Annotated in this window: 21 protein-coding genes; 9 read left to right on the top strand and 12 right to left on the bottom strand. The window is 68.5% G+C overall.

The features are described from left to right. Positions 1 to 5: 5 nt before the first annotated feature. The 9 genes from ACN5W5_RS08555 to glnE all read right to left on the bottom strand — a co-directional run bounded on the left by ACN5W5_RS08555 (position 6) and on the right by glnE (position 10,647). Complete coding sequence (locus ACN5W5_RS08555) at positions 6 to 881, bottom strand: SDR family NAD(P)-dependent oxidoreductase (RefSeq protein WP_420048100.1); 876 nt, start codon at positions 879 to 881, stop codon at positions 6 to 8. Between the two features lie 7 nt (positions 882 to 888). After that, positions 889 to 1,437, bottom strand: coding sequence for a DUF3833 domain-containing protein (locus tag ACN5W5_RS08550; RefSeq protein ID WP_420048099.1), 549 nt, complete (start codon positions 1,435 to 1,437; stop codon positions 889 to 891). Then, positions 1,434 to 2,780: an MFS transporter gene (locus tag ACN5W5_RS08545; protein WP_420048180.1), complete on the bottom strand. Its 1,347-nt coding sequence runs from the start codon at positions 2,778 to 2,780 to the stop codon at positions 1,434 to 1,436. The genes ACN5W5_RS08550 and ACN5W5_RS08545 overlap by 4 nt, the downstream gene beginning before the upstream one ends. A 29-nt stretch (positions 2,781 to 2,809) precedes the next feature. Next, positions 2,810 to 3,382, bottom strand: a complete 573-nt coding sequence (locus ACN5W5_RS08540) for a chalcone isomerase family protein (protein WP_420048098.1) — start codon at positions 3,380 to 3,382, stop codon at positions 2,810 to 2,812. Between the two features lie 23 nt (positions 3,383 to 3,405). After that, positions 3,406 to 4,629, bottom strand: a complete 1,224-nt coding sequence (locus ACN5W5_RS08535) for a class I SAM-dependent methyltransferase (RefSeq protein ID WP_420048097.1) — start codon at positions 4,627 to 4,629, stop codon at positions 3,406 to 3,408. A 25-nt stretch (positions 4,630 to 4,654) separates the two neighbouring features. Continuing rightward, entirely contained in the window at positions 4,655 to 5,464 is an 810-nt protein-coding gene (locus tag ACN5W5_RS08530; RefSeq protein WP_420048096.1) for a DUF1365 domain-containing protein, read from the bottom strand. Then, positions 5,461 to 6,855: an NAD(P)/FAD-dependent oxidoreductase gene (locus ACN5W5_RS08525; RefSeq protein WP_420048179.1), complete on the bottom strand. Its 1,395-nt coding sequence runs from the start codon at positions 6,853 to 6,855 to the stop codon at positions 5,461 to 5,463. Before ACN5W5_RS08525 ends, ACN5W5_RS08530 begins: the two co-directional genes overlap by 4 nt. A 433-nt stretch (positions 6,856 to 7,288) precedes the next feature. Next, positions 7,289 to 7,915: a rhomboid family intramembrane serine protease gene (locus ACN5W5_RS08520; RefSeq protein WP_420048095.1), complete on the bottom strand. Its 627-nt coding sequence runs from the start codon at positions 7,913 to 7,915 to the stop codon at positions 7,289 to 7,291. After that, positions 7,912 to 10,647, bottom strand: coding sequence for a bifunctional [glutamate--ammonia ligase]-adenylyl-L-tyrosine phosphorylase/[glutamate--ammonia-ligase] adenylyltransferase (gene glnE, locus ACN5W5_RS08515; RefSeq protein ID WP_420048094.1), 2,736 nt, complete (start codon positions 10,645 to 10,647; stop codon positions 7,912 to 7,914). The genes ACN5W5_RS08520 and glnE overlap by 4 nt, the downstream gene beginning before the upstream one ends. A 152-nt stretch (positions 10,648 to 10,799) precedes the next feature. Here glnE and ACN5W5_RS08510 point away from each other — a divergent pair, with 152 nt between their 5' ends. From ACN5W5_RS08510 to ACN5W5_RS08495, 4 genes are all read left to right on the top strand, one after another. Further along, positions 10,800 to 14,915: a YhdP family protein gene (locus ACN5W5_RS08510; RefSeq protein ID WP_420048093.1), complete on the top strand. Its 4,116-nt coding sequence runs from the start codon at positions 10,800 to 10,802 to the stop codon at positions 14,913 to 14,915. A 163-nt stretch (positions 14,916 to 15,078) separates the two neighbouring features. Then, entirely contained in the window at positions 15,079 to 15,885 is an 807-nt protein-coding gene (locus ACN5W5_RS08505) for a carbon-nitrogen hydrolase family protein (RefSeq protein ID WP_420048092.1), read from the top strand. 202 nt (positions 15,886 to 16,087) lie between these two features. Then, complete coding sequence (locus tag ACN5W5_RS08500; protein ID WP_420048091.1) at positions 16,088 to 18,166, top strand: two-component system sensor histidine kinase NtrB; 2,079 nt, start codon at positions 16,088 to 16,090, stop codon at positions 18,164 to 18,166. Positions 18,167 to 18,226: 60 nt separating this feature from the next. Then, the gene (locus tag ACN5W5_RS08495) at positions 18,227 to 18,856 is read left to right on the top strand and encodes a response regulator transcription factor (RefSeq protein WP_420048090.1); all 630 of its coding nucleotides are present in this window, start codon (positions 18,227 to 18,229) and stop codon (positions 18,854 to 18,856) included. A gap of 24 nt (positions 18,857 to 18,880) precedes the next feature. Here the strand turns inward: ACN5W5_RS08495 and ACN5W5_RS08490 are convergent, their stop codons facing one another. Then, positions 18,881 to 19,027 (bottom strand): hypothetical protein, encoded by a 147-nt coding sequence (locus ACN5W5_RS08490; protein WP_177133198.1) that lies wholly within the window; start codon positions 19,025 to 19,027, stop codon positions 18,881 to 18,883. Here ACN5W5_RS08490 and ACN5W5_RS08485 point away from each other — a divergent pair. Continuing rightward, positions 18,960 to 20,183: a murein transglycosylase A gene (locus ACN5W5_RS08485; protein ID WP_420048089.1), complete on the top strand. Its 1,224-nt coding sequence runs from the start codon at positions 18,960 to 18,962 to the stop codon at positions 20,181 to 20,183. The two genes, ACN5W5_RS08490 and ACN5W5_RS08485, sit on opposite strands and share 68 nt — an antisense overlap. Before the next feature lie 2 nt (positions 20,184 to 20,185). Here ACN5W5_RS08485 and ACN5W5_RS08480 read toward each other — a convergent pair whose 3' ends face one another. Together ACN5W5_RS08480 and ACN5W5_RS08475 are read right to left on the bottom strand one after the other, a co-directional pair. Continuing rightward, a complete protein-coding gene (locus ACN5W5_RS08480; RefSeq protein ID WP_420048088.1) occupies positions 20,186 to 20,866 on the bottom strand; it encodes an alpha/beta hydrolase family protein in 681 nt (226 codons plus the stop codon). 458 nt (positions 20,867 to 21,324) lie between these two features. Next, a complete protein-coding gene (locus ACN5W5_RS08475; protein ID WP_420048087.1) occupies positions 21,325 to 22,029 on the bottom strand; it encodes a TetR/AcrR family transcriptional regulator in 705 nt (234 codons plus the stop codon). A 144-nt stretch (positions 22,030 to 22,173) separates the two neighbouring features. Between ACN5W5_RS08475 and ACN5W5_RS08470 the strand changes: the two genes are divergently transcribed. The 4 genes from ACN5W5_RS08470 (at position 22,174) to ACN5W5_RS08455 (ending at position 26,330) form a co-directional block, all read left to right on the top strand. Further along, a complete protein-coding gene (locus ACN5W5_RS08470; protein WP_420048086.1) occupies positions 22,174 to 22,473 on the top strand; it encodes an NIPSNAP family protein in 300 nt (99 codons plus the stop codon). A 15-nt stretch (positions 22,474 to 22,488) separates the two neighbouring features. Further along, the gene (locus tag ACN5W5_RS08465) at positions 22,489 to 23,859 is read left to right on the top strand and encodes an L-serine ammonia-lyase (RefSeq protein ID WP_420048085.1); all 1,371 of its coding nucleotides are present in this window, start codon (positions 22,489 to 22,491) and stop codon (positions 23,857 to 23,859) included. Positions 23,860 to 24,021: 162 nt separating this feature from the next. Beyond that, positions 24,022 to 25,350 carry an extracellular solute-binding protein gene (locus ACN5W5_RS08460; RefSeq protein WP_420048084.1) on the top strand — a complete coding sequence of 443 codons (1,329 nt, stop codon included), beginning with the start codon at positions 24,022 to 24,024 and terminating at the stop codon, positions 25,348 to 25,350. Between the two features lie 62 nt (positions 25,351 to 25,412). Next, entirely contained in the window at positions 25,413 to 26,330 is a 918-nt protein-coding gene (locus tag ACN5W5_RS08455) for a carbohydrate ABC transporter permease (RefSeq protein WP_420048083.1), read from the top strand. Positions 26,331 to 26,339 lie beyond the last annotated feature (9 nt).

The raw sequence follows: 26,339 nt of genomic DNA, 5'->3' as shown, positions 1-26,339 counted from the left end.
CGGATTTATAGCCCGGTGAAGCGGCGCACGGCCGGGAAATAGGCGCGGTAGGGCAGCAGGCGCAGCAGTTTCATCCAGCGCGTGAAGCGCTTGGGGTAGTGGATGTCGAAGGCACCGCGTGCCCAGCCGTCGAGCATGGCTTTCGCGGCCAGGTCGGGCGTGATCAAGGCGGGCATGCTGAAGTGGTTTTGCGCCGTCAGCGGCGTCTGCACGAAGCCCGGGTGCACCACGCTCACGCCCAGGCCGAGCGGCTCCAGATCCAGGTAGAGCGTTTCGGCGAGGTTGGTGAGCGCAGCCTTGGTGGGCCCGTAGGCCAGGCTCTTGGGCAGGCCGCGAAAACCGGCCACGCTGCTGATCAGGCTGATGTGGCCGCTGCCGCGCGCGATGAGCGCGGGCAGCACGGCATCGAGCACGTTCAGGGCGCCGCTGTAGTTGATGGCCAGGTGCTGCTGCATGTCGGCCAGGTCCATGTGGGTGGCGCGCATCTCGCGGTAGTGGCCGGCGCAGTAGAGCACCAGATCGAGCGGCCCATGCGCGAAGATGGCGCGCGCGGTGGCCGCCACAGCGGCGGTGTCGGTCACGTCCAGCGGCCAGGCCTGCACCGGGGACGGCTCGCCGGAGCGGGTGTGTTGCGCCACCAGGCGCTCCAGCGCCGCCGCACCGCGCGCCGACACCTGCACGCTGGCACCGCGCGCGATCAGCGCTTCGGCCGTGGCCAGGCCGATGCCGCTGGACGCGCCGATCACCCAGACCCGCAGGCCCCGCCAGTCGGTGATGGGCGGGTTGAAAGGCTTCAGCAGCGACCAGCCCGGGTGTGACGGGCGGATGGCCGGTGGCGACGGGTCAGGCGCTTTTTCAACGAATGCGCGGGGAAGGGTCATGGGGTGCTCAGGCGGGACGTTTGACGAAAGAGAGCGTGACCTCGCCGAGGTGGATGCCGAACTTGCTCATGCTGGCTTTGTTCAGCATCACGTGGTCGTTCATGAGGTACATCCAGTCGTCGAACTCGACATGCCAGACCTTGCCGTCCACCGGCAGCGCCAGCGTGTAGCCCCAGCGGAAGGCGTTGCCGCGCGCTTCGCCCAGCGCGGTGCCGATCACGTCGTCGGCCGTGCCGGTGTAGCGGCCGTTGCCCAGGTGCTTCAGGCGCCAGATGCGTTTTTGCGTCGTGCCGTCGGAGTAGGTGAAGTCTTCGTCGAGCACGCCGTCTTCGCCGGTCCAGCTGCAGCGCATCACCACGGTGAAGCGTTTGACCACCTGGCCCGAGCGGTCGGTGAAGACACCGTAGGCGTCGAGGGTGCCGTTGAAATAGCTGCGCAGGTCGAGTGTGGGCCGGTCGTTCGCGTAGTCACCGATCTGGGGACCGGCACAGCCGGTCAGGACGGCCAGCGAGGCCACGCCGGTGGTGAGCATCAGGCGCCGGTTCAGGGTTGTCATGGGTGGGCTTTCAGCGGGTTTGAGGTGGGAGCGGCCAGACGTTCTGGCCGGATGAGCAGGGTGTAGAGCAGCGCGCCCGCGGCGAGCTTGAGCGCGCAGGGCAACAGGCAGTAGGCTGCGGTGAGGGTCTGCAGGGCTTCGGGCGAACGGGCGCCCGGCGTGTAGCCGAACCAGGCCAGCAGCGGCAAGGCGAGTCCGGCAGCGAGCGCCAGGTTCAGCTTGGTGGCAAAGCTCCACCAGCCGAAATAGGCGCCCTCGCGCTGGCCGCGCTCGCCCAGCTGCCCGATCACACCGGCCAGCATGGCGCCGGGCAGGGCCAGGTCGGTGCCCAGCGCAACGCCCGAGAGCGCACAGACGACCAGGAACGGCACGGCGTCGCCCTCGCCGAGCGTGGCGGCCCAGACGAACACCGCGACCGCCAGCGCCATGCCCGCCAGCCAGGTGCGCGCCAGGCCGAACCGGGCCACCACGCGCACCCACATCGGCAGCGAGAGCGCCGCAAACAGAAAGTAGGTCGCCAGAAAAGCCGGCTCCAGCGCGGGCGAGGCCTGCAGCCGGTCCTGCACGAAGAACAGCACCAGCGTGGCCGGGATGGCGCTCGCCGTGCCGTTGAGCACGAACACCGCGAGCAGCTTCTGGAACGCGGGCTGGCGCAGTGGTGAGCGGCCTGGCCGCAGTGGTGCAGCCGCGCGATGCGGGGTCGCTGGCGCCGTCAAGGGCACGATGGAACGGCTCCACACCCAGCAGCCCAGCGCGAGCAACACGGCGAAGCTGGCCACCGTGGCGCCCAGCCCCAGCGTGCCGGGCAGCACCGCGGCGAGCAGCACGCCCAGCAGCGCCAGCCCCTCGCGCCACGCCACCACGCGGCTGCGTTGCGCTTCGTTGCCGCCGAGCCGTGCGCCCCAGGCCTGGTGGGCCACGCTCACGACGCTGAAGGCGGTGTAGGTGATCGCCATCACGCCGCCGGCCCAGCCCAGCAGGGCCGCCATGCCGTGGTCGAGCACGGCGGCCGGCGGAAACAGCAGGCCCCACAGCCCCAGCGCCAGCACCACCGCCGCCAGCGCCGCGGCGCCCAGCACCGCGCCGGTGGAGTGCGCAAAGAGGCGGTCGCACCAGCGGCCGATCCAGGGGTCGAGCACGGCGTCGATCAGGCGTGCGCCGAGCAACACCGCACCCAGCGCCGCCAGCGGCGCGGCGAACTCGCGGGCGTAGTGGTTGGGCAGGATGACGTACAGCGGCAGCGCCACGAACGCCAGCGGCAGGCCGAGCAGCCCGTAGCCCAGGCCGTGACGCCAGCCACGGGGCGCCGTGAAACGGGCGGCGGGCTCGGTGGCGGGTGCCATGGGGTTCACGGGACGGCCCGGCGCTGCGCTCATGGCTGGCGCGCCTGGGCCTGCGGCTGCAGCAGGTTGTCGCGCATGCGCGGCTGGGAGGTCTTGGGCGACAGCCAGATGCCAAAGAACAGGCGGGCGAAACCCGCGTCGGCGATCTCGCCACGCCACTGGCCGTTCAGGTAGAAGCGGGCCCCGCTGCCCGGCACGTGCACGCCGGTGATGCGGTCGCCGCGTTGCACATCGGGAAACAGCGTGCTCATGGCCGCCAGCCACTGCGCAGCCTGCGCCGGGCTGACGCTGGCGAGGCCGCGCATTTCGTCGATCGAGCGCTCGGCGATGTCACGCCCCTTGAAGGGGCGCAGGTAGTTCAGCTCCAGGCCGAAGCGGTGTTCGGCGTAGCGCTGTGCGTCAAAGCCCGGCGCGGTCCACAGGCTGGCGTCGTAGACCTCGAATCCCCACACCCGCAGCCGCGCCTGGCCCACCGCCCGGAGTTCCTTGAGGGCCGCATCCACCGTGGGGTCCGGTGTGTTGGCGAGCAGCGCCGCGCCGGGCGCGCCGGCCAGCGCCAGCGCCAGCCAGAGGGCTGGAACGTTCGGGCGGTGGGGGTTCATGGCGGGCCTCCGTTGGCGGGTGGTCAGGCGGGTTTGCGCAGCGTGAACTGCACGACGTCGACGTTGCCTTCGGCGAACGCCGCTTCGCAGTAGGCGAGGTAGAACTCCCAGATGCGCAGGAAGCGCTGGTCGAAACCGAGTTGCAGCACGCGCTGTTGCTGGTGCAGGAAGGCGTCGCGCCAGATCTGCAGCGTGCGCGCGTAGTCGGGGCCGAAAGCGAACTGGTCGACCACTTCCAGCCCGGCGCGCTGGGCCTCGGCGCGGAACGCGCGCGGGCACGGCAGGCAGCCGCCGGGAAAGATGTACTGCTGGATGAAGTCGGTGCCCTGGATGTAGCGGTCGAAATGCTCGTCGGCAATGACGATGCTCTGGATGCAGGCGCGGCCGCCGGGTTTGAGCAGGCGCGCGACCGACTGGAAGTAAGTCGACCAGTACTCGCGGCCCACGGCCTCGACCATTTCGATCGAGCAGATGGCGTCGTAGGGTCCGTCGTGGATGTCGCGGTAGTCCTGAAGCCGCAAGTCAGCCTTCGACGACGTGCCCAGCCGCTCCATGCGCTGCTGCGCAAACGCCAGCTGCTCGGTGGACAGGGTCACGCCGGTGAGCGAGGCGTCGAATTCGGTGGTGGCCATCTCGGCCAGCGCGCCCCAGCCGCAGCCGATCTCCAGCACGCGGTGGCCGCTCTGCACGCCGGCCATGTTGAGCGCACGGCGCACCTTGGCGTGTTGCGCGGCCACCATGTCCTGCTCGGGCGTTTCGAACAGGGCCGACGAGTAGTTCATCGTGCCGTCGAGCCAGAGCTCGTAAAAGGCGTTGCCCAGGTCGTAGTGGGCGTGGATGTTCCTGCGGCTGTTGGTCCTGGAGTTGCGGTTGAGCTTGTGTTGGATCCAGTAGGCGAGGCGCCCGAACCACGAGCCGTAGATCACGTCTTCGATGTCGCGCCGGTTGGCGATGAACAGCCGCAGCAGGTCGGTGAGGTGGGGTGTGTGCCAGTCGCCAGCGAGGTAGCTTTCGGCGAAGCCGATGTCGCCCGATTTGAGGGCCGCGCCGAACACCTTCCAGTTGTGAAGGGACAGGCTGGCGTGGATGCCTTCGCCGTTGCCAAAGCGTTGCACCGAACCATCGGGCAGTTGCAGCGTGAGGCTGCCGTGGCGCAGGCGCTGCAGCAGTTGCAGCGTGCTGCGGGCGGCGGCGGGGGCGTTGCGGGGCAGGGCGAAACCGGCGTTGGGGGCGGTGGTGCTGTTCATGGCGGCGGTGGGCAGCGGTGAAGGATCAGAGGACGGGCGGTGGGGCATCGCCCGCGGTGACGAAGTCGCGCGGTGGCTCGGGCTGGCGGAAGAAGGGCGTGCGCTTGATCCACAGGCGCAGCGCCTGCCAGTGGATGCGCGCGATCACGCCGAAGGTCATGGCCGGGTAGCGCCACAGCGCGCGGCGCACGCTCTGTGCATCCAGCGCTTGCAGCTGGCCGCTGACGCTGGTGTTGATCAGCACCGGTTCACCGGGCGCATCGAAATAGTCGATGCGTGCCACGGTGCGGTCGTGTCCGTCGACGGTGCTGCGCATGAAGACGAAGCGGTACTGGCCACGCACCGGGCAGAAGGGCGAGACGTGGAACACCTTGTCCGCCGTGCAGGGCACGCCGTAGACCGGGTGCTCCAGCAGGTAGCAGTGGCGTTCGCCGAAGGTGTTGTTGACTTCGGCGACCACGGCGCGCAGCGAGCCGTCGGCGCGGTGGGCGTACCAGAAGCTCACCGGTTTGAAGCTGTAGCCGAAGACGCGCGGGTAGGTGTGCAGCCAGACTTCACCGGTGGCATCGTCGATGCCGTGTTGCCGCAGCAGTTCGTCGAGCCAGGCCAGGCTGTCGCTGCGGCCGTTGCCGTGGTCGGCGTCGTGGAAAGCGAGCGCGGCGCGGCGGTTGCGCGCGAGTGCGCCGTTGCCGTGCGCGCGCAGGCTGCGCATGGGCAGCATCAGGAAGTAGGTCGGGTAGGCGAAGGCGTGGCGCTGCGGCCGGTGGCGCGTGTGGCGCACCTGGCCGAAGCCGATCTGTGGCGGCTGGAAAGGCGTGCTGCGCACGGTGTTCACGCAAACACCCCGGGCAGCGCCGCGCGGCGGGCGGCGACTTCGCTGCTGGCGGGCGCCAGCAGGTGCGCGTCGATCAGCGCACGGGCCGCGTGCAGGCCGGCTTTCAGGCCGTCTTCGTGGAAGCCGTAGCCCATCCAGGCACCGGCGAAATACGTGTGCCTCTGGCCCTGCAGCGCGGGCATCCGGGCCTGCGCGCGGATGGCGGCGAGGTCGAAAACCGGGTGGGCGTATTCGAATTCCCCATGCACCAGCGCCGGGTCGATGGCGCGCTGCGGGTTGAGCGACACCACCACCGGTTGCTGCACCGGCAGCGGCTGCAGCTGGTTGAGCCAGTAGTGCAGGCAGACCTGGGTGGACGCTGTGTCCGCGCTGGTTGCGCGCTCGTAGTTCCAGGCCGCCCAGGCCTTGCGTTCGCCGGGCAGCACCGAGGCGTCGGTGTGCAGCACGGCGCGGTTGGGCTGGTAGCGGATGGCGCCGAGCACGGCGCGTTCGTCCGGCGAGGCGGCGTCGCCCAGGATCGCCAGCGCCTGGTCGCTGTGGCAGGCCATCACGATGGAGTCGAAGCGTTCGACCTGGCCTTCTGTCACCACGCGCACACCCTCGGTGTCGCGCAGCACCTGCTGCACCGGCGCGTTCAGGCGCTTGTCGGCGATGCCGGCCACGATCTTCTCCACGTACTGCCGCGCGCCGCCGGCCACGGTGTGCCACTGCGGGCGGTTGGTGATCTGGATCAGGCCGTGGTTGTGGCAGAAGCGCACCATGGTCGCCACCGGGAACTGCAGCATCTGGTCCGTCGGGCAGCTCCAGATGCAGCCCATCATGGGCAGGAAGTACCAGTCACGGAATTCGTCGGAGAAGCGCTGTGCGCGCAGGAAGTCGCCCAGCGGCTGCAGCAGCGGGCTGTCGGGCGCCAGGTCTTCGCCGCGTTGCGCCAGCTTCGTGCAGACGCGGTTGAAGCGCACGATGTCGGCCAGCATGCGCCAGAAACGCGGGTTGCCGAGGTTGCGCCGCTGCGCGAACACGGTCGCCAGGCTGGATCCGCTCCATTCGAGCGCGCCACCGCCGGGTGCGGCGCCCGGCGCCTGCACAGAGAACGACATGTCCGAGGTGGCCGTCGGCACCCCGAGCTGCGCGAACAGCGCCAGCAGGTTGGGGTAGGTGCGTTCGTTGAGCACCAGGAAACCGGTGTCCACGCCGAAGGTGACGGCCTGGCCCTGCGCGTCGGGCAGGGTCATGTCGACCGTGTGGGTGTGCCCGCCAAAGTAAGCGCCTGCTTCGAAGAGTGTGATGTCGGCCAGGCCGGCCAGGGTGTGGGCCGCAGCCAGACCCGAGATGCCGGAGCCGACGATGGCGACCCGGCGCAAAGGCGGGCGGGCATGGCCGCCGAACATCGACGAGAGGGGGTCGGCGTACACGGCTCAGACCCCCATGGCCCGAGGGGCCGGAAGACAAAGGCCTGCGAAGCGCCCCGAAACGAAGGAGGGAGGGAGGGAGGAGGAGGAGTTCCGCCTCGGGATTGCATCCGGACACCCGTCCGGAAGGCTTCGCAGTGCAAAAACGTGGGCTGTCGGTCGCGCAAACTTGCGCTCAGCCATGACGGTATGGAGGACCGGCGGTTGAAAAAAGTTCCGTAACCGTGTGTGCATGGTGCTTCCGGCGGTGTGATCGGGGGTCAAAGAAGTCGCTGAGTTCTTTATTTGAACTTCAACGTCTCTATTGTGACCGATCAGTCACTATTTGTCCGAAAGATTTTTCAGCATGACCCTGAGCACGGCATGGTTTCAGTTGGGAGGCCCCGGGACAGGGCGTGCGCAGGCCGTTGGATCAGCGACCCGCGGCACTGGGCGCCGGGGGCAGACCGGCGAGCCGCCAGAACGGACCCCAGGTTGCGGCCAGGCCGAGCAGCAGCCCCCAGGCGGCGGCGCTCAGGTGGCCAGCCTGCACCACCGACATGTCGTTGGCGCCGTCCCACACCACCGGGTACGCCCAGCCGCGCTCCAGCAGCAGCTTGCCCAGCAGCACCAGCGCCAGCAGACCGCCCCAGCGTCTCGCTTTCGGGATCGGTATGCGCCGACGCAGCAACTGCACCGCCAGCACCGCGACGCCCGCGTGCAGCAGGCCCGACAGGCCCACCGTGTAGCCGATCTGTGGCCACCACAACAGGCTCAGTTGTCCCAGCGGCCAGGCCAGCAGCCAGGCCAGCGTGCAGGTCCAGTTGGGCCGGATCACCCAGGCAAAAGCGGTCAGCGCGCCCAGCGCGATCTGGTTGAAGATCAGTTGCGGGGTGTTCAGGTGCACCCAGGCGCTGGTCCACAGCGTCCAGGGCTGGGCGGTCCAGCCATCGGCGCGCCAGATGAAGACGTCCACAACGCCCTCGCGCGCCCACCACAGCAACATGCTGGCCACCGCGTGCAGCGCGCACAGCAGCAGCCAGCTGCCCGAGCGTTTCATGCGCCGGGCGTGCCCAGCACGTGTTGCCAGAGCGCCTGCACCGCCGCCGATTCCGACGCCACCATCGCGGCGTCGACCTGCGTGGGCGTTTCATCGAGCCGGGCACGGTGCTGGATCTGGCGCAGCACGCGGTAGGCGTCCGACGCGGCCTGGCCCATGCCCGGCCGCAGCAGGCCCACCGCTTCGGCGCGCTGCAGCAGATTGATGTTGCCCGTGTTGGCGCGCAGCTCGGGGTGCGCGCGCGACTGCGAGAGCACCAGGAACTGCACCACGAACTCCACGTCCACCATGCCGCCGTGACTGTGCTTGACGTCGAACATGGCGCCGCGCACCGGGTGTGCCGCACGCACCTTCTCGCGCATCGCCACGATCTCGGCCGCCAGCGCCTGCGCATCGCGCGCGGCGGTGATCACCGATTCCCGGATCGCGTCGAAGCGCGCAAACATCGCCGGACTGCCCAGCACCGCGCGGGCCCGGGTCATCGCCTGGTGTTCCCAGGTCCAGGCCGTGTTGCTGCCGCGCTGCTGCTGGTAGTTGGCGTAGGCGGTGAAGCTGGTCACCAGCATGCCCGAGTTGCCGTTCGGTCGCAGCGCGGTGTCGATCTCGAACAGGTCGCCCTCACCGGTCTTCACCGTCATCCAGTTGATCATCTTGCGCACGAAAGCGGCGTAGATTTCACCGGCGTTCTCGTCTTCGTCCTCGTAGACGAACACGATGTCGAGGTCGCTGCCGTAGCCCAGTTCCTTGCCGCCGAGCTTGCCGTAGCCAATGATGGCAAAGGCCGGTTCTTCGCGGTGGCGGTTCTTCAGGCGGCCCCAGCACCAGCGCGCCGTCACGCGCAACATCGTGTCGGCCAGGGCCGAGAGGTCGTCGGCCACCTGCTCGACGGTGAGCACGCCTTCGAGATCGCGCGCCAGCGTGCGGAACACCTCGGCGTGGTGCGCCCGGCGCAGCAGGTTGAGCAGGGCTTCTTCGTCGTCTTCGTCGGTGGACCGCAGTGCGTCGCGGCGGTTTTCCAGTTCGGCCTCGAACTGCACCGCATCGAAGCGGTCGGTCAGCAGTTGCTGGCTCGCCAGTTCGTCGATCACGCCCGGGTGTTTCAGCAGGTAGCGCGCCGGCCATTTGGCCGCGCCCAGCAGGCGCAGCAGCCGCTCGTGCACCGAAGGCCGTTCCTGCAGCAGCGCCAGGTAACTCTCGCGGCGCAGCAGCGGCTCGATCCAGTCCGCCAGGCGCAGCGCCGCCTGCTCGTTGACGCGGCCTTCTTCCAGCCAGGCGCCGGTGCGTTCCACCAGGCGCACCAGGCGCTTGCGGGCGTCTTCGCGCAGCGCCAGCACGCGCGGGTGCTCGCACCACTGCGCCACCTTGGCGGCAAAGGCCTCGGGCAGTTGTGGCAACACGCTCTGCAGGCTGTCGACCGCGCTGCGGGTGGCGCCGTTCCGGCCGTTGCAGCCCGCGCCGCTGCAGCCGCCGCCAGACGTGCCGCCGAGCAGGATGTCGAACTCCTGCGCCACGGTTTCGCGGTGCGCGTCCAGCGTGCGCAGGAACTCGCACACCGTGGCGCAGCCCATGGTGGCCGCGAGCCACGCCAGGTCGTCGTCGCGCGTGGGCAGCACGTGGGTCTGCTGGTCGTCGAGGTACTGGATGCGGTGTTCCACCCGGCGCAGGAAGTCGTAGGCGGTGGCCAGCGCCTCGGCCGTGGCCGGGGGCATCAGGTTGGCCTTGCACAGGCGCTGCAGCGCGTCCAGCGTCGGGCGCGTGCGCAGCTCGGGGAACTGGCCGCCACGCACCACCTGCAGCAGCTGCACGGTGAATTCGATCTCGCGGATGCCGCCGCGCGAGAGCTTGACGTCGTTGGCGCGACCGGGGTTGCCCGCGGCGCGCTTGGACGCGTGGTCGCGGATCTGGCGGTGCAGGCTGCGCAGCGAATCAAAAACGTTGTAGTCCAGGTACTTGCGGAACACGAAGGGCAGCACCGCGCTGCGCAACCCGTTCGAGCTCTTGTCGCGCACGCAGGCGGCCGGTGCGATCAGCCGGCTCTTGAGCCAGGCAAACCGTTCCCATTCGCGGCCCTGCACCAGGAAATACTCTTCCAGCGCCCCCAGCGACACCGCGCTCGGCCCCGAGTTGCCGTTGGGCCGGAGGGCCAGGTCGACGCGGAACACATTGCCGTGTTCGGTGGTCTCACCCACCGTGTTGTAGATGTGTTTGACGGCCTTGCCGAAATACTCGTGGTTGCTGATGCGGTTGCGCCCCTGCTCGTTGCCGGCGGTCTCGCCATCGTGGTCGTAGACATAGATCAGGTCGATGTCGCTCGACACGTTGAGTTCGCGCGCGCCGAGCTTGCCCATGCCGATCACCCACAGCTGAGCCCGGGTGCCGCCCTCAGCCAGCGGCGCGCCATGCAGCGCGTCGAGTTCGGCAAAGGCCAGGGTGCAGGCGGCGTCGAGCGCGAGTTCGGCCAGTTCGGTGACCGCGCGGGTCACCACCTGGAGCGGTGCGGCCTGCTCGCAGTCGAGCACCACCAGGCGTTCCAGCGCCAGCTGGCGCAGCACGCGCAAGGCCGCGGGCATGGCCAGACCGCGCTCCAGCAATTGCGCCAGACAGGCCTGCATGCTGGCGTGGACCGGCGCACCCGGCGGCAGGCAGTCCAGCTCGCTGGCGTAGCGCCGGCGCACACGCTGCACGAAGCGGGAGTAGGCGGCTTCGCGGTGGGCCTGCGTCAGGGCGTCCATGCAGGGTGCGACCGGTGGCACATTTGTTGACAAGGCGGAATCGAGCGCTGGGGAACCGATGTTGGGGCTGGCCGTCATAATTTGCAGTGGATATGAATCAAAGCCCGGCACCTCTCGCATCTGCCACGAGAACACCCCAACAAACCCTTTCCGTGACCGCGCGGCTTCTGTTGTGGATGGTGCTGGCCGCCTGGGGCCTGTTTGCGCTCACTGTCGGCGCCTTGCATTTGTGGATTGTGCCGCGAATCAACGACTGGCGCCCTGAGCTGGAAAGCTGGGCCACCCGGGCTGTGGGGGTACCCGTGAAGGTCGGCGCCATCCGCGCCCGGACGGCGGTAGCGGGCGACGGCGGGAGCGCCGGTTTCCTGCCCAGCCTGGTGCCGGCCTTCGAGATCGCCGATGTCCGGCTCTTCGACGCGGCGGGGCGCGAGGCGCTGCACCTGCCCAGTGTGCAAGCCGCGGTGTCCGCCCCTTCGCTCTGGCGCCTGGGCTTCGAACAGCTGGTGATCGCTTCGCCCGTGCTCGACGTGCGGCGCACCGCCGAAGGCCGCATCGAAGTCGCGGGCCTGGACTTCTCCGGTCCCGCGCCGGACGACAACGCCGCCGCCGACTGGTTCTTTGCCCAGACCGAGTTCGTGATCCAGAACGGCGTCGTGCGCTGGACCGACGACCTGCGCGCGCAGCCGCCGCTGATCCTGACGGCCCTCGACTTCGTGGCCCGCAACGGGGGCCGCAACCACCAGTTCCGCCTCGACGCCACCCCGAGCCCCGAATGGGGTGACCGCTTCAGCCTGCGGGGCCGCCTGCGCGAGCCGCTGCTCGATCTCATCCGCGGCGACAGCCAGACCACGCCCTGGCACAGCTGGAGCGGCGAGCTCTACGCCGACTTCCCCAAGGCCGACGTCTCGCGCCTGCGTGGCTACCTCGACCTCTCGGCCTGGCAGGTCGACGTGCGTTCCGGCCAGGGCGCCGTGCGCGCCTGGGCCGATGTCACCAAGGGCCGCATCACCGGTGTCATCACCGACCTGGCACTGCAGGAGGTGGCCACGCGGCTCGGGCCGAAGCTGCCCGAACTCGCGCTGGCCGAGCTGCGCGGCCGCCTGAGTGCCCAGTGGAACGACGCCGGCTTCGAGATCGCCAGCGACAACCTGCGCTTTCGCACCCAGGGCGGCGAAGACTGGCCGGGCGGGCAGCTGCGGCTGCGACACCAGGCCGCTCGCGGCAACCAGCCCGCCAGCACCAGCCTGAACGCCGACCGCATCGAGCTGGCCGCGCTGGCCGCCGTCGCCACGCGCCTGCCCCTGCCCGAAGCCAGCCGCAACCTGCTGACCAACCTGCAGCCCGCTGGCCGCATCGAAGCCCTCGACGCCAGCTGGGAAGGCGTGGCACCGGCCGGCGCCGAAGCGGGCAGCGGCGTCGCGTCCGCGCCTGCGCCCGCCGCCTGGCGCCCCGAGCGCTACCGCGCCAAAGGCCGCGTGCTCGGTCTCGCGCTGGCGGGCCAGGCGCGCCCACCGGTGGCCGGCCAGCGCCCGCTGCCCGGGCGCCCCGGCGTCCAGGGCCTCACCGCCGATGTCGACCTCAACCAGGACGGTGGCCAGGCGCGTCTGCAGATCGCCGATGGGTCGGTCGACCTGCCCGGCGTGTTCGAAGAGGTGCGCGTGCCGCTCACCCGGTTCACGGCCGACGCCCGCTGGCGCGTCGCCGGCGAGCGCATCGACGCCTGGCTGGACAAGGTGCGCCTGGCCAACGCCGACGCCGAAGGCACGGCCAGCGTGCACTGGCACACCAGCGACCCCGCCACCAGCCCCTCGGACGCGCGCTTCCCCGGCGTGCTCGACCTGACGGCGCGTCTGACCCGCGGCGAAGCCACCCGCGTGCACCGCTACCTGCCGCTGGTGGTCGGCCCGGACGCGCAGCGCTACGTGCGCGACGCCGTCCAAGGCGGGGCGGTGGGCCCGGTTGACTTCCGCATCCAGGGCGACCTCTGGGACATCCCGTTCAACCAGCCCGGTACGCGCGGCGAATTCCGCATCACCGCCCAGCTCAAGGCGGTGAATTTCGCCTACGTGCCGCCTTTCCTGCAGAGCGAGGGCGACGCCGCCTGGCCCGCCCTCAAGGGCGTCAACGGCCAGCTCGTGCTCGACCGCGCCGCCCTGCGCCTGAGCCAGCTCGACGCCGGGCTCGACGGCGCGCCCGGCGTGCGCCTGAGCCAGGCCGAGGTGGCCATCGCCGATCTGGTCCACGCCCCCGTGCTCACCGTGTCTGCCAGTGCCCAGGGCCCGGCCACCGAGGTGCTGGGCTTCGTGCGCAGCTCGCCGGTCAACGGCTTCACCGGCCGGGCGCTGGAGCGCGCCACCATCAACGGCCCGGCCCAGGTGCAGTTCAAGCTGCAGCTGCCGCTGGAGCAGGTCGACAAGACCACCGTGCAGGGCAGCGTGCAGTTCGCCGGCAACGACCTGCAGATCACGCCCGACGCGCCGTTGCTCGGGCGCACCACCGGCCGCCTGAGCTTCAGCGAAACCGGCTTCAGCATCGCCGACGCCCAGGCCCGCGTCTACGGCGGCGAGTTGCGGTTTGGCGGGGGCATGGTGCCCGTGGCCCGGGGCACGCCGCGCATCCAGTTCCGCGGCCAGGGCAACGCCAGCGCCCAGGGCCTGAGCGAAGGCGGGCTGGGCTTCGTCTCGCGCCTGTTCGGCCAGGCCAGCGGCAACGCCAGCTACAGCGCCGAACTCGGCTTTCGCGCCGGCGTGCCCGAACTCGTGGTCACCAGCAACCTGCAGGGGCTCGCCATCAACCTGCCCGCGCCGCTGGCCAAGGTCGCCGCCGACAGCCTGCCCCTGCGCTACGAGAACCGCGTGCTCTCGGTGCTGGCCGATCCCTCGGGCGAAGTCGCGCGCACCGACAGCCTGTCCGTGGCCCTCGGCCCGCCCAGCCAGCCCCTGGCCGAACTGCGCTACGAGCGCGACATCACCACCGAGGAACCGCGCGTGCTGCGCGGCAGCATGGCCGTCGGGCTCGACGCCGGCGAGAGCGTCACCCAGCCGGCCAGCGGCGTGCAGGCCAACATCCGCTTCCAGCGCATCGACGCCGACGCCTGGGAACGCGTCTTCACCGCCACCACCGGCACCGATGTGCGTGCCAGCAACGCCCCCGGCGCCGCCGACAGCGCCAGCCTGGGCTACCTGCCGTCGAGCCTGGCGGTGCGCGCCAGCCAGCTCGTGGTCAGCGGGCGCAGCTTCACCAACGTGGTGGTCGGCGGTTCGCGCGAAGGCAACCAGTGGCGCGCCAACGTCGACGCCGACGAACTCAACGGCTATATCGAATACCGCCAGCCCGCCGGCAACACCGCCGGCAACATCTACGCGCGCCTGGCCCACCTCAACCTCGCGCCGGCCGCCGCCGCCGACGTTGAGCAACTGCTGCAACAGCCCACCAGCATGCCCGCGCTGGACATCGCGATCGAAGACCTCGTGCTCTCCAACCGCCGCCTGTCCCGCGTCGAGATCGTGGCCCAGAACCGCGGCACCGCGGCGCGCACCCGCGAATGGCGGCTCACCAAACTCAACATCGACACCCCCGAAGCGCAGCTCTCCGCCACCGGCAACTGGGCCCTGGCCGACAACGGCGCCGGCACCACGCGGCGCACCGCGCTCAATTTCAAGCTTGACATCCAGGACGCGGGCCTGCTGCTCAAGCGCTTCGGCCGGCCCGAGGTGGTGCGCGGTGGGCAGGGCCAGATCAGCGGCAACATCGCCTGGGTCGGCTCGCCCATGACGCTGGACTACCCCAGTCTCGCCGGCCAGCTCAACGCCGACATCCAGCGCGGCCAGTTCCTCAAGGTCGAACCCGGTGCCGCCAAGCTGCTCGGTGTGCTCAGCCTGCAGGCGCTGCCGCGCCGCCTGGTGCTCGACTTCCGCGACGTCTTTTCCGAGGGTTTCGCGTTCGATTTCGTGCGCGGTGACGCCACCATCGAACAGGGCGTGGCCCACACCAACAACCTGCAGATGAAGGGCATCAACGCCGCCGTGCTCATGGAAGGCAGCGCCGACATCGCGCGCGAGCAGCAGGACCTCAAGGTCGTCGTCGTGCCCGAGATCAACGCCGGCACCGCGGCCCTGATCGCCACCGCCATCAACCCCGCCGTCGGGCTGGGCACCTTTCTGGCCCAGTTCCTGCTGCGCCAACCGCTGCAAAGCGCCACCACGCAACAGTTCCACATCACCGGCAGCTGGGCCGATCCGCAGGTCGAGAAGCTGGAGAAAAAGTGACCCCCCGCGCCGCCTGCGGCGTCACCCCCAGGGGGCAACGCGAGCGGCCTGGCAAAGCCAGTTCCGCCGCGTTCTGGGTGAGGCACTTGCGCCGGATGCGCGACTGGTTTCTGTTACTGGGGTACAAACAGATTTGTAGCTGGGTTCAAAAAAAGGAGTTCTCATGAAAGTCGCCGCCATCCAGATGGTCTCGGGCATCAGTCTCGACGCCAACCTCAGCGCAGCGCGCGCCTTGCTGGACCAGGCCGCCCGTTGCGGTGCCGAGCTGGCCGTGTTGCCCGAGTACTTCTGCTTCATGGGCCAGAACGACGCCGACAAGCTGCTGCTGGCCGAAACTGCCGGCCTGGGCACGGTGCAGGACTTCCTGTCCGACACCGCGCGCGAACTCAAGCTGTGGATCGTCGGCGGCACCCTGCCCATGGCCACCGACGACCCCACCCACGCCGCCAACGCCTCGCTGGTCTATTCGCCCAAGGGCGAATGCGTCAGCCGCTACGACAAGATCCACCTCTTCCGCTACGACAACGGCCGCGAGAGCTACGACGAAGCCAGCGTGCTGCGCGCGGGCGAGACCCCCACCGTCTTCGACTGCCCCTCGCGCCAGGGCCAGAGCTGGCGCGTCGGCATGAGCGTCTGCTACGACCTGCGCTTCGGCGAGCTCTACCGCATGCTCGCGGCCGACCTGCTGCTCGTGCCCGCCGCCTTCACCCACACCACCGGCCAGGCGCACTGGGAAGTCCTGCTGCGCGCGCGCGCCATCGAAAACCAGGCCTACGTCATCGCCAGCGCCCAGGGCGGCAACCACGAAAACGGTCGCCGCACCTGGGGCCACAGCATGGTCATCGACCCCTGGGGCCAGGTCATGGCGATGCAGGCCGAAGGCCCCGGCGTCGTGCTCGCCGACCTGGACATGGCGCGCCTGCACAGCGTGCGCGAACAACTGCCCGCCTTGCAGCACCGTCGGCTGTGACACCCCCCTGCGCCGCTGCGCTCGCCTTGCAGGCCGCAGCATGGGACAGAGCCCATGCTTCTTCGGGCTGTCCGAGCCTGCGCAGGCAGGCTCGGAGCCGCAGCCCTCAGCCCCCCAGGGGGACCCCACCTTTGGCCCGGCAAAGCCGGTTCTTCGGTGTGTGCTGGGTGGGTCACCTCGCTCGGCTGTGATTTCTTCCGGCATGACCAACGCGCCTCCCGCTCCCACGCCCGGTGGCCTGCGCCCGCGCCGCCGGCTGCTGTGGGTGGCTTTGCTGCTGCTGGTGCTGGCCCTGCTGGGCGTGCTGGTGTTTCTGGCCGCCGAATACGAAGAGGTGCGCGACCAGACCGCGCTTGAAGCCGACGCCGAAGCCCTCAGCAGCGACATCCGCAGTGCCCTGGTGCGCAACGTGCAGACCCTGCAGTCGCTCTACAACGTCGCGTCCAGCCCCGGTGGCTGGACGGCGCCGGCCGGCGAGGTGCTCGCCGAACACCGCGAGATGGTGCGTCTGGAATGGCGCGACAACGACCGCTTGCTCATCGCCCACCGCGACACGCCCTACCTCGCCGACCTCTTCAGCTACCTCGACCGTTCCCAGGCCCTGCCCGACATGCGCCAGGCCTGCGACAACGCCCAGCGCAGCTCCGGTCCCTCGTATTCCCCGAGCTACTTCTGGCCCATGAACGGCGGCCTCGGCCTGGAGCTCATGGACATGTGCCTGCCCGTCGCGCGCAATGGCAAGCCCGCGGGCTTTCTCGTTGCCACCTATTCCCTGCCCGGCCTGCTCGCCGAGCTGGGCAACAAAGACCTGCTGCGCGGGCGCGGCCTGGCCTTCGTCGACACCGACGGCACCCGCCTAGCTTTGCACAGCAGCGTCACCGGCCGCCGCCGCACCCAGACCGCGCGCGCCCTGCTCGACCTGCCCGGTCACACCCTGGTGTTGCGCCTGGAGAGCCCGCGCATCGGCACCGGCGCGGCCTTCGGGCTGCTGCCCAACGTGCTCACCGCCGTGGTCGGCGCGCTCTCGCTGGCCCTGCTCGCCGTGCTCGGCCTGCTCGGGCGCGACATGCGCCTGCGCCAGCGCGCCGAACACGAACTCGGCGACGCCCTGGCCTTTCGCAAGGCGATGGAAAACTCCCTCGTCACCGGCCTGCGCGCGCGCGACATGAGCGGCCGCATCACCTACGTCAACCCCGCCTTCTGCGAGATGGTGGGCCTGCCGCCCGACAAGCTCATCGGCACCGGCCTGCCCGCGCCCTGGTGGCCGCCCGAGCTGGTGGACGAATACCAGCAGCGCCAGGCCGTGCGTCTGGCCGGTCAGACCCTGCCGCGCGAGGGCTACGAATCCGTCTTCCAGCGCAGCGACGGCACCCGCTTCCCCGTGCTCATCATCGAAGCCCCGCTGATCGATGCCCAGGGCTCGCAGACCGGCTTCATGAGCGCCATCCTCGACCTGAGCGAACAGCGCCGCATCGAAGACCTCAACCGCGCCTCGCAGGAACGCCTGCAGGCCACCGCCCGCCTCGCCACCGTCGGCGAAATGGCCTCGCTGCTCAGCCACGAACTCAACCAGCCGCTCGCGGCCATCGCCAGCTACGCCAGCGGCACGCTCAACCTGCTCGACGAGCCGCCCGGCACCAGCGGGCCCGCCATGCCCCAGGGCGAGCTGCGCCAGGCCATGCAGCGCATCGGCGAACAGGCCGAGCGCGCCGGGCGCGTCATCAAGAGCGTGGCCGACTTCGTGCGCCGGCGCGAGCAGGTGCGCGAAGCCGTCGCGCCCGCCAGCCTGATCGACGCCATCCTGCCGCTGCTGGGCCTGCAGGCCAAGAAGCAGGGCATCCGCGTGCACACCCAGATCGCGCCCGGCTGCCCGCCCGTGCTGTGCGACCGCACCATGGTCGAGCAGGTGCTGCTCAACCTCGCGCGCAACGGCGTGCAGGCCATGCCCGCCAACGATCCGCCGGCCGCCTCCGGCCTGCGCGTGCTCACGCTGGCGGTCAGCCGCACGCGCCTGCACGCCAGCGACGACAACGAAGCCGCCGCCAGCGGCAGCCCGCCGCGCAAGGTCTGGGTCGAATTCGCCGTCACCGACCACGGCCACGGCCTGAGCGAAGCGGTGCGCCAGCAGCTCTTCACCCCCTTCTTCACCACCAAGGCCGAAGGCATGGGCCTGGGTCTCAGCCTGTGCCGCACCGTCATCGAGCAGCACGGCGGTGCGCTCACCCACGAGCCGGCCCAGCCCAGGGGCACGGTGTTCCGGTTCACGCTGCCGGCGGCCTGAGGATGGGGATTCCCCCGGCCCCACCGTTGCGCGGGTTGCTGCCTCCTCTATCATCCCGCCATGACCCAGCACCCCGACGCCCGGATCTTTCTCGTCGATGACGACGCCGGTGTGCGCGACGCGCTGGCCTGGCTGCTGCGAACGCGCCGCCTGCTCAGCGAAGGCTTCGACAGCGCCGATGCTTTTCTGACCGAGATCGCGCGCTGGCACGCCGAACCCAGCACGCCCTGCTGCCTGCTGCTCGACGTGCGCATGCCCGGCACCAGCGGTCTCGCGCTGTTCGAGCACCTGCTCACCCTGCCCTGGCAGGCCGTCATGCCGGTGATCTTTCTCTCCGGCCATGCCGACGTGCCCACCGCCGTCGACGCGGTCAAGCGCGGCGCCTTCGACTTCTGCGAAAAACCGTTCTCCGACAACGCCCTCGTCGACCGCGTCGAGCAGGCGCTCAACCAGTCGGCCCAGGTGCTGGCCGCGCGCCGCGCGCAGCGCGAAGTGCAGCAGCGGCTGCGCTCGCTCACCGAGCGCGAGCGCGACGTCATGAACCTGGTCATTGCCGGCCTGCCCAACAAGCTCGTCGCCGACCAGCTCAACATCAGCGTGCGCACGGTCGAAGTGCACCGCTCGCGCGTGTTCGACAAGATGGGGGTGAAGTCGGCGGTGGAGCTGGCCAACGCCCTGCGGCAGGCGTGAGCGCCCGGTCCGCGCCGCGGCGCCTCAAGGTTTGGGCGAACTGTCCTGGTCCCGCTCGCGCTGCACATCCTCGGGCAGCTCGCCCTTCTTGCGCCCGGAAAACATGGTCCACCACACAATGAACACCAGCAACACCAGCGCGCCCAGCGCTTCAAGCAACAGCAAAGTCATGTCAGGTCGGTCCGGTGGGGGCAGTGGGTGGAGAGGTTGGCTGGCGGCCTGCATTGTAGGCAGCCTGCTCGTGGCGTGCTCTTCCGTTCCCATGCCCCCGCGCGCGCCGGTGGATGCGCCCGGCGCGGTCGACAGCGGCCCGCTGCCGCCCACCCTGCAACGCGGCAAGAGCCTGTGGACGCCGGTGCGCTGGAGCGAACTGCCCGGCTGGGGGCAGGACAGCCTGCACGAAGCCTGGAACGCCTGGCTGCGCGGCTGCGAAAAACCCGTCGCCGGCCACGCCGGTCTCTGCGCCGAAGCCCGCCCGCTCGCCATCGCCACGCCCGACGAACAGCGCGCCTGGATCGAGCGCCGCTTCCAGCCCTACCGCGTCATGGAGCCCAACGGCAGCCTGCCCCAGGGCCTGCTCACCGGCTACTACGAACCCATCCTCGGCGCCAGCCGCCTGCCCAGCGCCAGCCACCGCACGCCGCTCTACGCACCGCCCGCCGGCCTGCGCGCCGGTCAGCCCTGGTACAGCCGCAAAGACATCGACACCCTGCCCGCCGCCCAGGCCGCGCTGCAGGGCAAGGCCATCGCCTGGCTCGCCGACCCCATCGACGCGCTCATCCTGCAGATCCAGGGCTCCGGCCGGCTCGACATCACCGAGCCCGATGGCCGCCAGCGCCAGGTGCGCGTCGCCTTCGCCGCCCACAACGGCCATCCCTACCAGAGCGTTGGCCGCTGGCTGCTCGACCAGGGCGCCGTCCGCGAAGCCTCGTGGGAAGCCATCAAGAACTGGGCCGTGCAGAATCCGCGCCGCTTGAACGAGATGCTCTGGAGCAACCCGCGCACGGTGTTCTTCCGCGAAGAAGCCCTGAGCGAGCTTGACGCCCGCTTCGGCCCGCGCGGCGCGCAAGGCGTGCCGCTCACGCCCGGGCGCTCCATCGCCGTCGATCCGCAAAGCATCCCCTACGGCACCCCGGTCTGGCTTGCCACGCAGGGCAGCGCGCTCAACCAGCAGAAGCTCGTGCTCGCGCAAGACACCGGCGGCGCCATCGTCGGCGCCGTGCGCGCCGACCTCTTCACCGGCTGGGGCGGCTGGACCGACCCCGCCTACCAGCTCGCCGGCAAGCTCAAGCAGCCGCTGCAGCTCTGGGCGCTGTGGCCGCGCTGAAGCTACTCGGCCCCTTCTGCCACCTTGCGCGCGATCTCTTGCTCACCCAGTCCCATCCGGTGCCAGCGGATGACGCGTTGAGCCAAACGTGAGTGGTTGTGGTGCTGTCGGCCGCCGCCGGTGGCGCCATCCAGCAGCACCACGGGCAGCTTGCCCCGTTCGGCGGCGTTCACGAAGGCCAGCACCGACGCGTAGGGAATCCGCTGGTCATCGCGGTTGGCGATCAAATACAGCTTGCGACGCGCATCGGGCCGTGCGTCTGCAATGTGGTCCATCGGGTCATAGACATTTCGCCAGTCCTGTCCCGTGCTGATGTCGGAGACCGGGTTGGACCGGAGCAGGGAGGCGCGGACCCGCACGGCCGCGGGTGCGCCGGAGACCGCCACGGCGTCGATGTCGGTCCGCCCCGACACCACCATCGCCAGGGCCAGGTAGCCGCCGCCACTCTGACCGGCCAGGCTGATCCGGTCCAAGCCATGACGTGCCTTGATCTGGTCGATGGCCGCCGATACCACCGCGACCTCTTCGTGGGTGCGGCGTTGATACCGGTGGTTGAGCACCGTGCTGCCGTACACCCCTGGCCGCGCCACGCTGATCGTGGGCATGCCCGAGCGCTGCTCGATGCGCTGGGCCTGCGCCATCTGCTGGCGCCAGCTGCCATCGGCCAGGCCGCCGGGTTCCACGCGGTCGCCATGGAAGAAAAAGAGAACAGGCTCACCGGGTGCGACCCGTGGGCTCGGAAAGTAGCGAATGCAACCCTCCACCTGCCTTGGGGGTTGGCCGGGCCTGTTCACGGTCAGCGCCACCCAGACCGCATGCCGCCGGGCCTCGCACCGAGCCTGGGTCAGCCGCAGCGGTCCCCGCACGATGTCCCGGTGGGACGAGTCGAACCGTTCATCGAGTCCATTCAGCGCGAGGCTGCCTGCGTGCCCCGTCATCGACAACAGGGCCGTGCACACCGCCATCCACCGCTTCAAGAGGCCGGACCGCAGGGGCAAGAACACCGCATGGGGCACACGCGCATGCCGCTGCCCAACCGTTGGCGGCCTTTCTCGGGCGCTCCAGGAGACTTCTTTCATCGCGCATTCAAGTCATGAACACCGGCGGGAAGGCGCAGGGCATGGGGCCAAGCACCAACGGGTTACTCGAAGGTGTTGACCATGCTCGGTACGGCAGCGAGAAAGGCGACGACATGCATGGTGATCACCCGTTGTACCGGCAGCGTCGTCTTGTCGTTGTAGATGTGTCGCCGGATCGCCAGGTGCGAGATATTGCCGTGTAGTACCCAGCCCATCTCACGGCGCAACTCCGGGGCGTCGGGCAATGTCATGCCGGCCTCAAACGCCGCCTCTTCAACAATGATGTCCAGCAGGTCGCGAATGATGTCGGCGATGTAGGTGGGCGCCATTTCCACCTCGGCAAGCGATGCGTAGAGAAACAGCCGCAGCCAGCCACGCGTGAGGATGGTGTCGTAGTACTCGCCATAAAACTGGCGCAGCCGCTGTTCCAGCGGCACGCTGCGATCGCGCAATTGCACGAACCAGATGGCCTTGAAAGGGCCAGCGATGTCGGATTCGTACACCGCATTGATGAGTGCGGCCTTGTTGGGGAACGCGCTGTAGAGCAACCGCTGTGACACACCGCACGCATCCGCGAGTGCGCGGGTCTGTGCCGTGAGCCCATATTCAGAGAAAAACTCAAAGGCCTTGCCCAGGATCTGAGCGCGGCGGTCTGCCGCGGACATGCGCGTGGTCGAGCGGCGCTGACCCGTGCGCGGCTTGTTGTCCTTGGTTTTGGTCGCGGTATCTTGCCGTTTGGCGGCCAGCAGGTCGGATTTTGCTTGCATGAACTTGCTCGGATACACCGTTTGGAATGGGTAGACACAGGCCCACTTTAACGTAAAAATCTATATCGTCAACCGACGATATATGATGTGAAAATTTCGGCTAAAGCGAACCACTCGCGCAAAGGAGCTCCTGTGATTTATGAAATGCGAACTTACCAAGTGCAGCCTGGAAAGGCCGGTGAATTTCTCCAGATGTACCAGGCCAGCGGGCTGCCCATCATCTCGCGCTACGCGCGCCTGATCGGTTGCTGGACCAAGGAGTCGGGCGTGTTGAACTCGACGGTGTTCATCTGGGCCTACGACGACCTGGGTCACCGAACCAGCCAGCGTGCGCTGCTCGCGCAGGACGCCGAATGGAGCGCCTTCGTGCCCCGCATGCTGCCCTACCTGGTGCACCAGGAAAGCGTCTTCCTGAATCCCGTGGCGTTTTCGCCGCTGACTTGAACGTCCGGTCCGTCCATGCCAGTCAGCGCATTTGACCTGTTCAAGATCGGGATCGGGCCTTCGAGTTCGCACACCGTGGGTCCCATGCGGATTGCCCTCGAGTTTGTCCGCCAGCTCGAGCGTGAGCGAACCCTGATGGCAACGGCCGCCGTGGAGGTTCACCTGTATGGCTCGCTGGCCCTGACCGGCCGCGGGCACGCCACCGACCGGGCCGTCATGCTGGGATTGATGGGACACGAACCCGAACGCGTCGATATCGAGCTGATCGATACGTGGCTGCAGGCGGCAGGCATGGTGGGTCGCCTGCCATTGATGGGCCACCACGCGGTGGCTTTCCACGCCTGCCAACACATCCACTTCCACAAGGATCGGACGCTGCAGGCGCACCCCAATGGCATGCGATTGGTTGCCCTGGACGCCGCGGGCGCCGTGCTGGCTGACGAGACACGATTCTCCATTGGCGGCGGATTCACGGTCAGCGAAGCAACGCTGCGGGCCGGCCAGCCGGTCGCCGGCCCGGCCTGGCCCCATCCCTACCGTTCAGCCGCCGAATTGCTGGCCATGTGCCACGAACACGGCTGCACCATTGCACAGCTGGCAATGGCCAACGAACTCGTGTTGCGAGAAGCAGACGAGGTGTTCGCCCAGCTCGACCGCATCCGCGATGCCATGGTGGCCTGCATGGATCGCGGCCTGACCGCCCAAGGCGTGTTGCCGGGCGGACTGGGCGTGCGTCGCCGGGCCAGGGGCATGCACGAGGCCTTGATGCAGAGGGCGGGCGTTGCCGGCCCGTTGCGAGAGCTCGACTGGGTGAATGCCTTTGCGGTGGCCGTGAACGAGGAAAACGCGGCGGGTGCGCGGGTGGTGACCGCACCCACCAATGGCGCTGCGGGCATCGTGCCTGCCGTGTTGCGGTACTTCGAAATGTTCTGTGCTGGCGCACGGCCGCACCACAACCGCGACTTCCTGCTCACCGCCACCGCCATCGGTTCCCTCTACAAAGAAAACGCGTCCATCTCGGGCGCTGAAGTTGGCTGCCAGGGCGAGGTGGGAGTGGCCTCTTCGATGGCGGCAGCGGGGCTGGCGGCGGTGTTGGGGGGCAGCAACGAACAGATCGAGAACGCTGCCGAGATCGCCATGGAGCACAACCTCGGGCTCACCTGTGACCCCGTGGGTGGTCTGGTGCAAGTCCCATGCATTGAGCGCAATGCCATGGGGGCGGTCAAGGCCATCAATGCGGCGCACCTGGCGCTTGCGGGGGATGGGCAGCACCTGGTGTCTCTCGACAAAGTGATCCAGACCATGAAGCAGACCGGTGCCGACATGCACGCCAAATACAAGGAAACCTCGCTCGGTGGACTGGCTGTGAATGTCGTCGCCTGCTGACTTGAAGGTCAAAAATAATGGTTATCGTCACTTGACGATAAAAAGACTTCTCGGAATAATGAATCCATGGTCGGACAGGTGGCAGTGGGTCGCCAGTCTGTGTACCTGGTGGTGCGGCGGCGTTGGTGCGGGCCGCGGTTTTCCTTCAAGGAGCGTGTCCCAATGAGCAATATCTGGAACGGCGATGCCTCGCGCCGTGACTTCCTCAAGTTGGCGGCTGCAGCCGGTGTCGCAGGAACCAGCGCCCTGTCGCTGGACGCTGCCGCGCAAGCGGGCCAGCCGATCAACTTCTACACATGGTCAGCCGCCGTTGATCTGGTCAAGAGTCACCTGACGGCGTTCGAGTCCAGCACAGGCCTCAAGGTCAACTACAACAATGCGCCCTGGGCGCAGTACCGCGACACCATGGTCACCAAGTTCGTCGGCAAAGCGCCGCTCGACGTGATGTGGGTATCCGACAGCTGGCTGCCCGAGTGGGCCGAAGCCGGGTGGATCGCCCCCATTGACGGCTTTCCCTCGCTGATGAAGTACAACGCGGACGTCGATGCCTTCTGCAACGAGTCGATGCGCTACAAGGGCAAGCAGTACGGTCTGACCTACTACACCGACTACATGGCCTTCTTCTACGACGAAGAGATGCTCAAAAAGGCCGGTATCAAGGCGCCGCCCACCACGTGGGACGAACTGCTGCAGCAGTCGCTCAAGATCAAGAGCGCCGGTCTGTCCGAGTATCCGATGATGCTGTCCATGGCACGGGAGAGCTGGCTGATCGAGTTCCTGAGTGCGATGGTCTTCTCCAATGGCGGCCGTTTTACCGATGCCGACGGCGCTGCCGTGATGGCGGACCCCAAGCGCGGTGCCCATCAGGCGATGCAGTGGGTGGTTGACGCGGTCAACAAGCACAAGATCATCTCGCCCGCCTGTGTGGAAACCGGCGAGCTCAATGGCCTGAAGGCCTTTGGTGCCGGCAACCACGCGTTTGCGCTGCTCAGCCGCTACCGCGTGCGCACGCTCAACGACCCCAAGCAGTCGGCGATTGCGGGTCGGGTCAAGCAGGCGCTCATGCCCATGGGCCCGGGTGGGTCGCACGCCACGGTGGGCTGGATGCGCTTTCACGGCATGAGCACCCAGGCCGCAGCCGACAAGACGCGCGCTGCCAATGCCGCGAAGCTCATCGAGTGGTTCGGCGGCAAGGCCGGCAGCCAATACCAGTTCCAGAAGATGCTGTTCAGCGATCTCGGCTCGGGCTTTGGCGTCAAGGAGCTGTTCCGGGATCCGGAAGTGCAGGCCAACTACAAGAAGTACTCAGACATCGCCATGTACGAAGCGCAGCAGAAGCTGGCGCGCAAGAAGGACGTGATCGCGCCCTGGTTCGGTGAGTGGGACGAGGTGAACGGCACGGCCTGGCAAACGGCGGTGGTGGGCAAATCTTCCGTGGCCGCGGCGCTGAAGAAGTCGTCCGAGGCCTGGAACGACCTGCGCAAGTCCTGATGACGTGGTGCCCGGCGGCCGCAGACCCTGCGGCTTCCAGGCCTGTGCGAAAGACCCTCCAGATGCAAGACATTAAGCGGCCCCAGCGGCGCTGGTTTGTACGGCCCAGCAGCGCCTACGACCAGCGCAGCGCCATGCTGTTCCTCGCCCCCATGATGCTGGTGCTCAGCGTGGTGGCCGTGTTTCCCGTGCTGTATTCCTTCTGGATCAGCCTGCACGATCTCAAGCTCACGCGGCCTCACCGCGTGCCCTTTGTCTGGTTCGACAACTACGTCAAGTTGTTCACCGATCCGTTGTTCTGGGAATCGGTCGGGCGAACCGCCAGCTTCACCGTGATGTCGGTGCTGGCCATCATGGTCATCGCCACCTTGATGTCGCTGTTGCTCAACGAAAACTTCCGTGGCCGCCGCGTGCTGTCGGCCATCCTGCTGATCCCATGGGCCATCCCCTACGTGGCCAACGGGCTGATGTGGAAATGGATCTACGACTCGGGCTATGGCGCTCTCAACGGCCTGTTGATGCAGATGGGCCTGATCGAGAAGTATGTGGTGATGCTGGGCGACACCGCCAAGACCATGCCGCTGATCACCAACGCCTTTGTCTGGAAGGAAGTGCCGTTGGCGACCATCTTGCTGCTGGTCACGCTGAAGTCGATACGGGCCGACCTGTACAGCGCGGCGAAAGTTGATGGTGCCAACGTGCTGCAGCGTTTCGTGCACATCACGCTGCCGCAGCTGGTGCCTGGCTTTGCGCTGGTGATGATCTACGAATCGATGATGGCGATCCGCCACTTTGACCTGTTCTTCATCCTCACCGAGGGCGGTCCTGCGGACGCGTCGCACGTGGTGGCCTGGCAGGTCTATGTCGAGACCTTCCGGAAACTGGCCTTCGGCACGGGCTCGGCGCTGGCCTACATCATGGCCGTGGCGACCTTCGTTCTCGCCTACTTCGTCATTCGCAGCACGAGCCGAAAGCTCTGAGCGCTGCCA

The organism is Hydrogenophaga sp. ZJX-1 (assembly GCF_048590325.1).
In the GTDB taxonomy this organism is placed as follows: domain Bacteria; phylum Pseudomonadota; class Gammaproteobacteria; order Burkholderiales; family Burkholderiaceae_C; genus Hydrogenophaga.
This window is presented reverse-complemented; position numbering and strand designations above follow the sequence as displayed.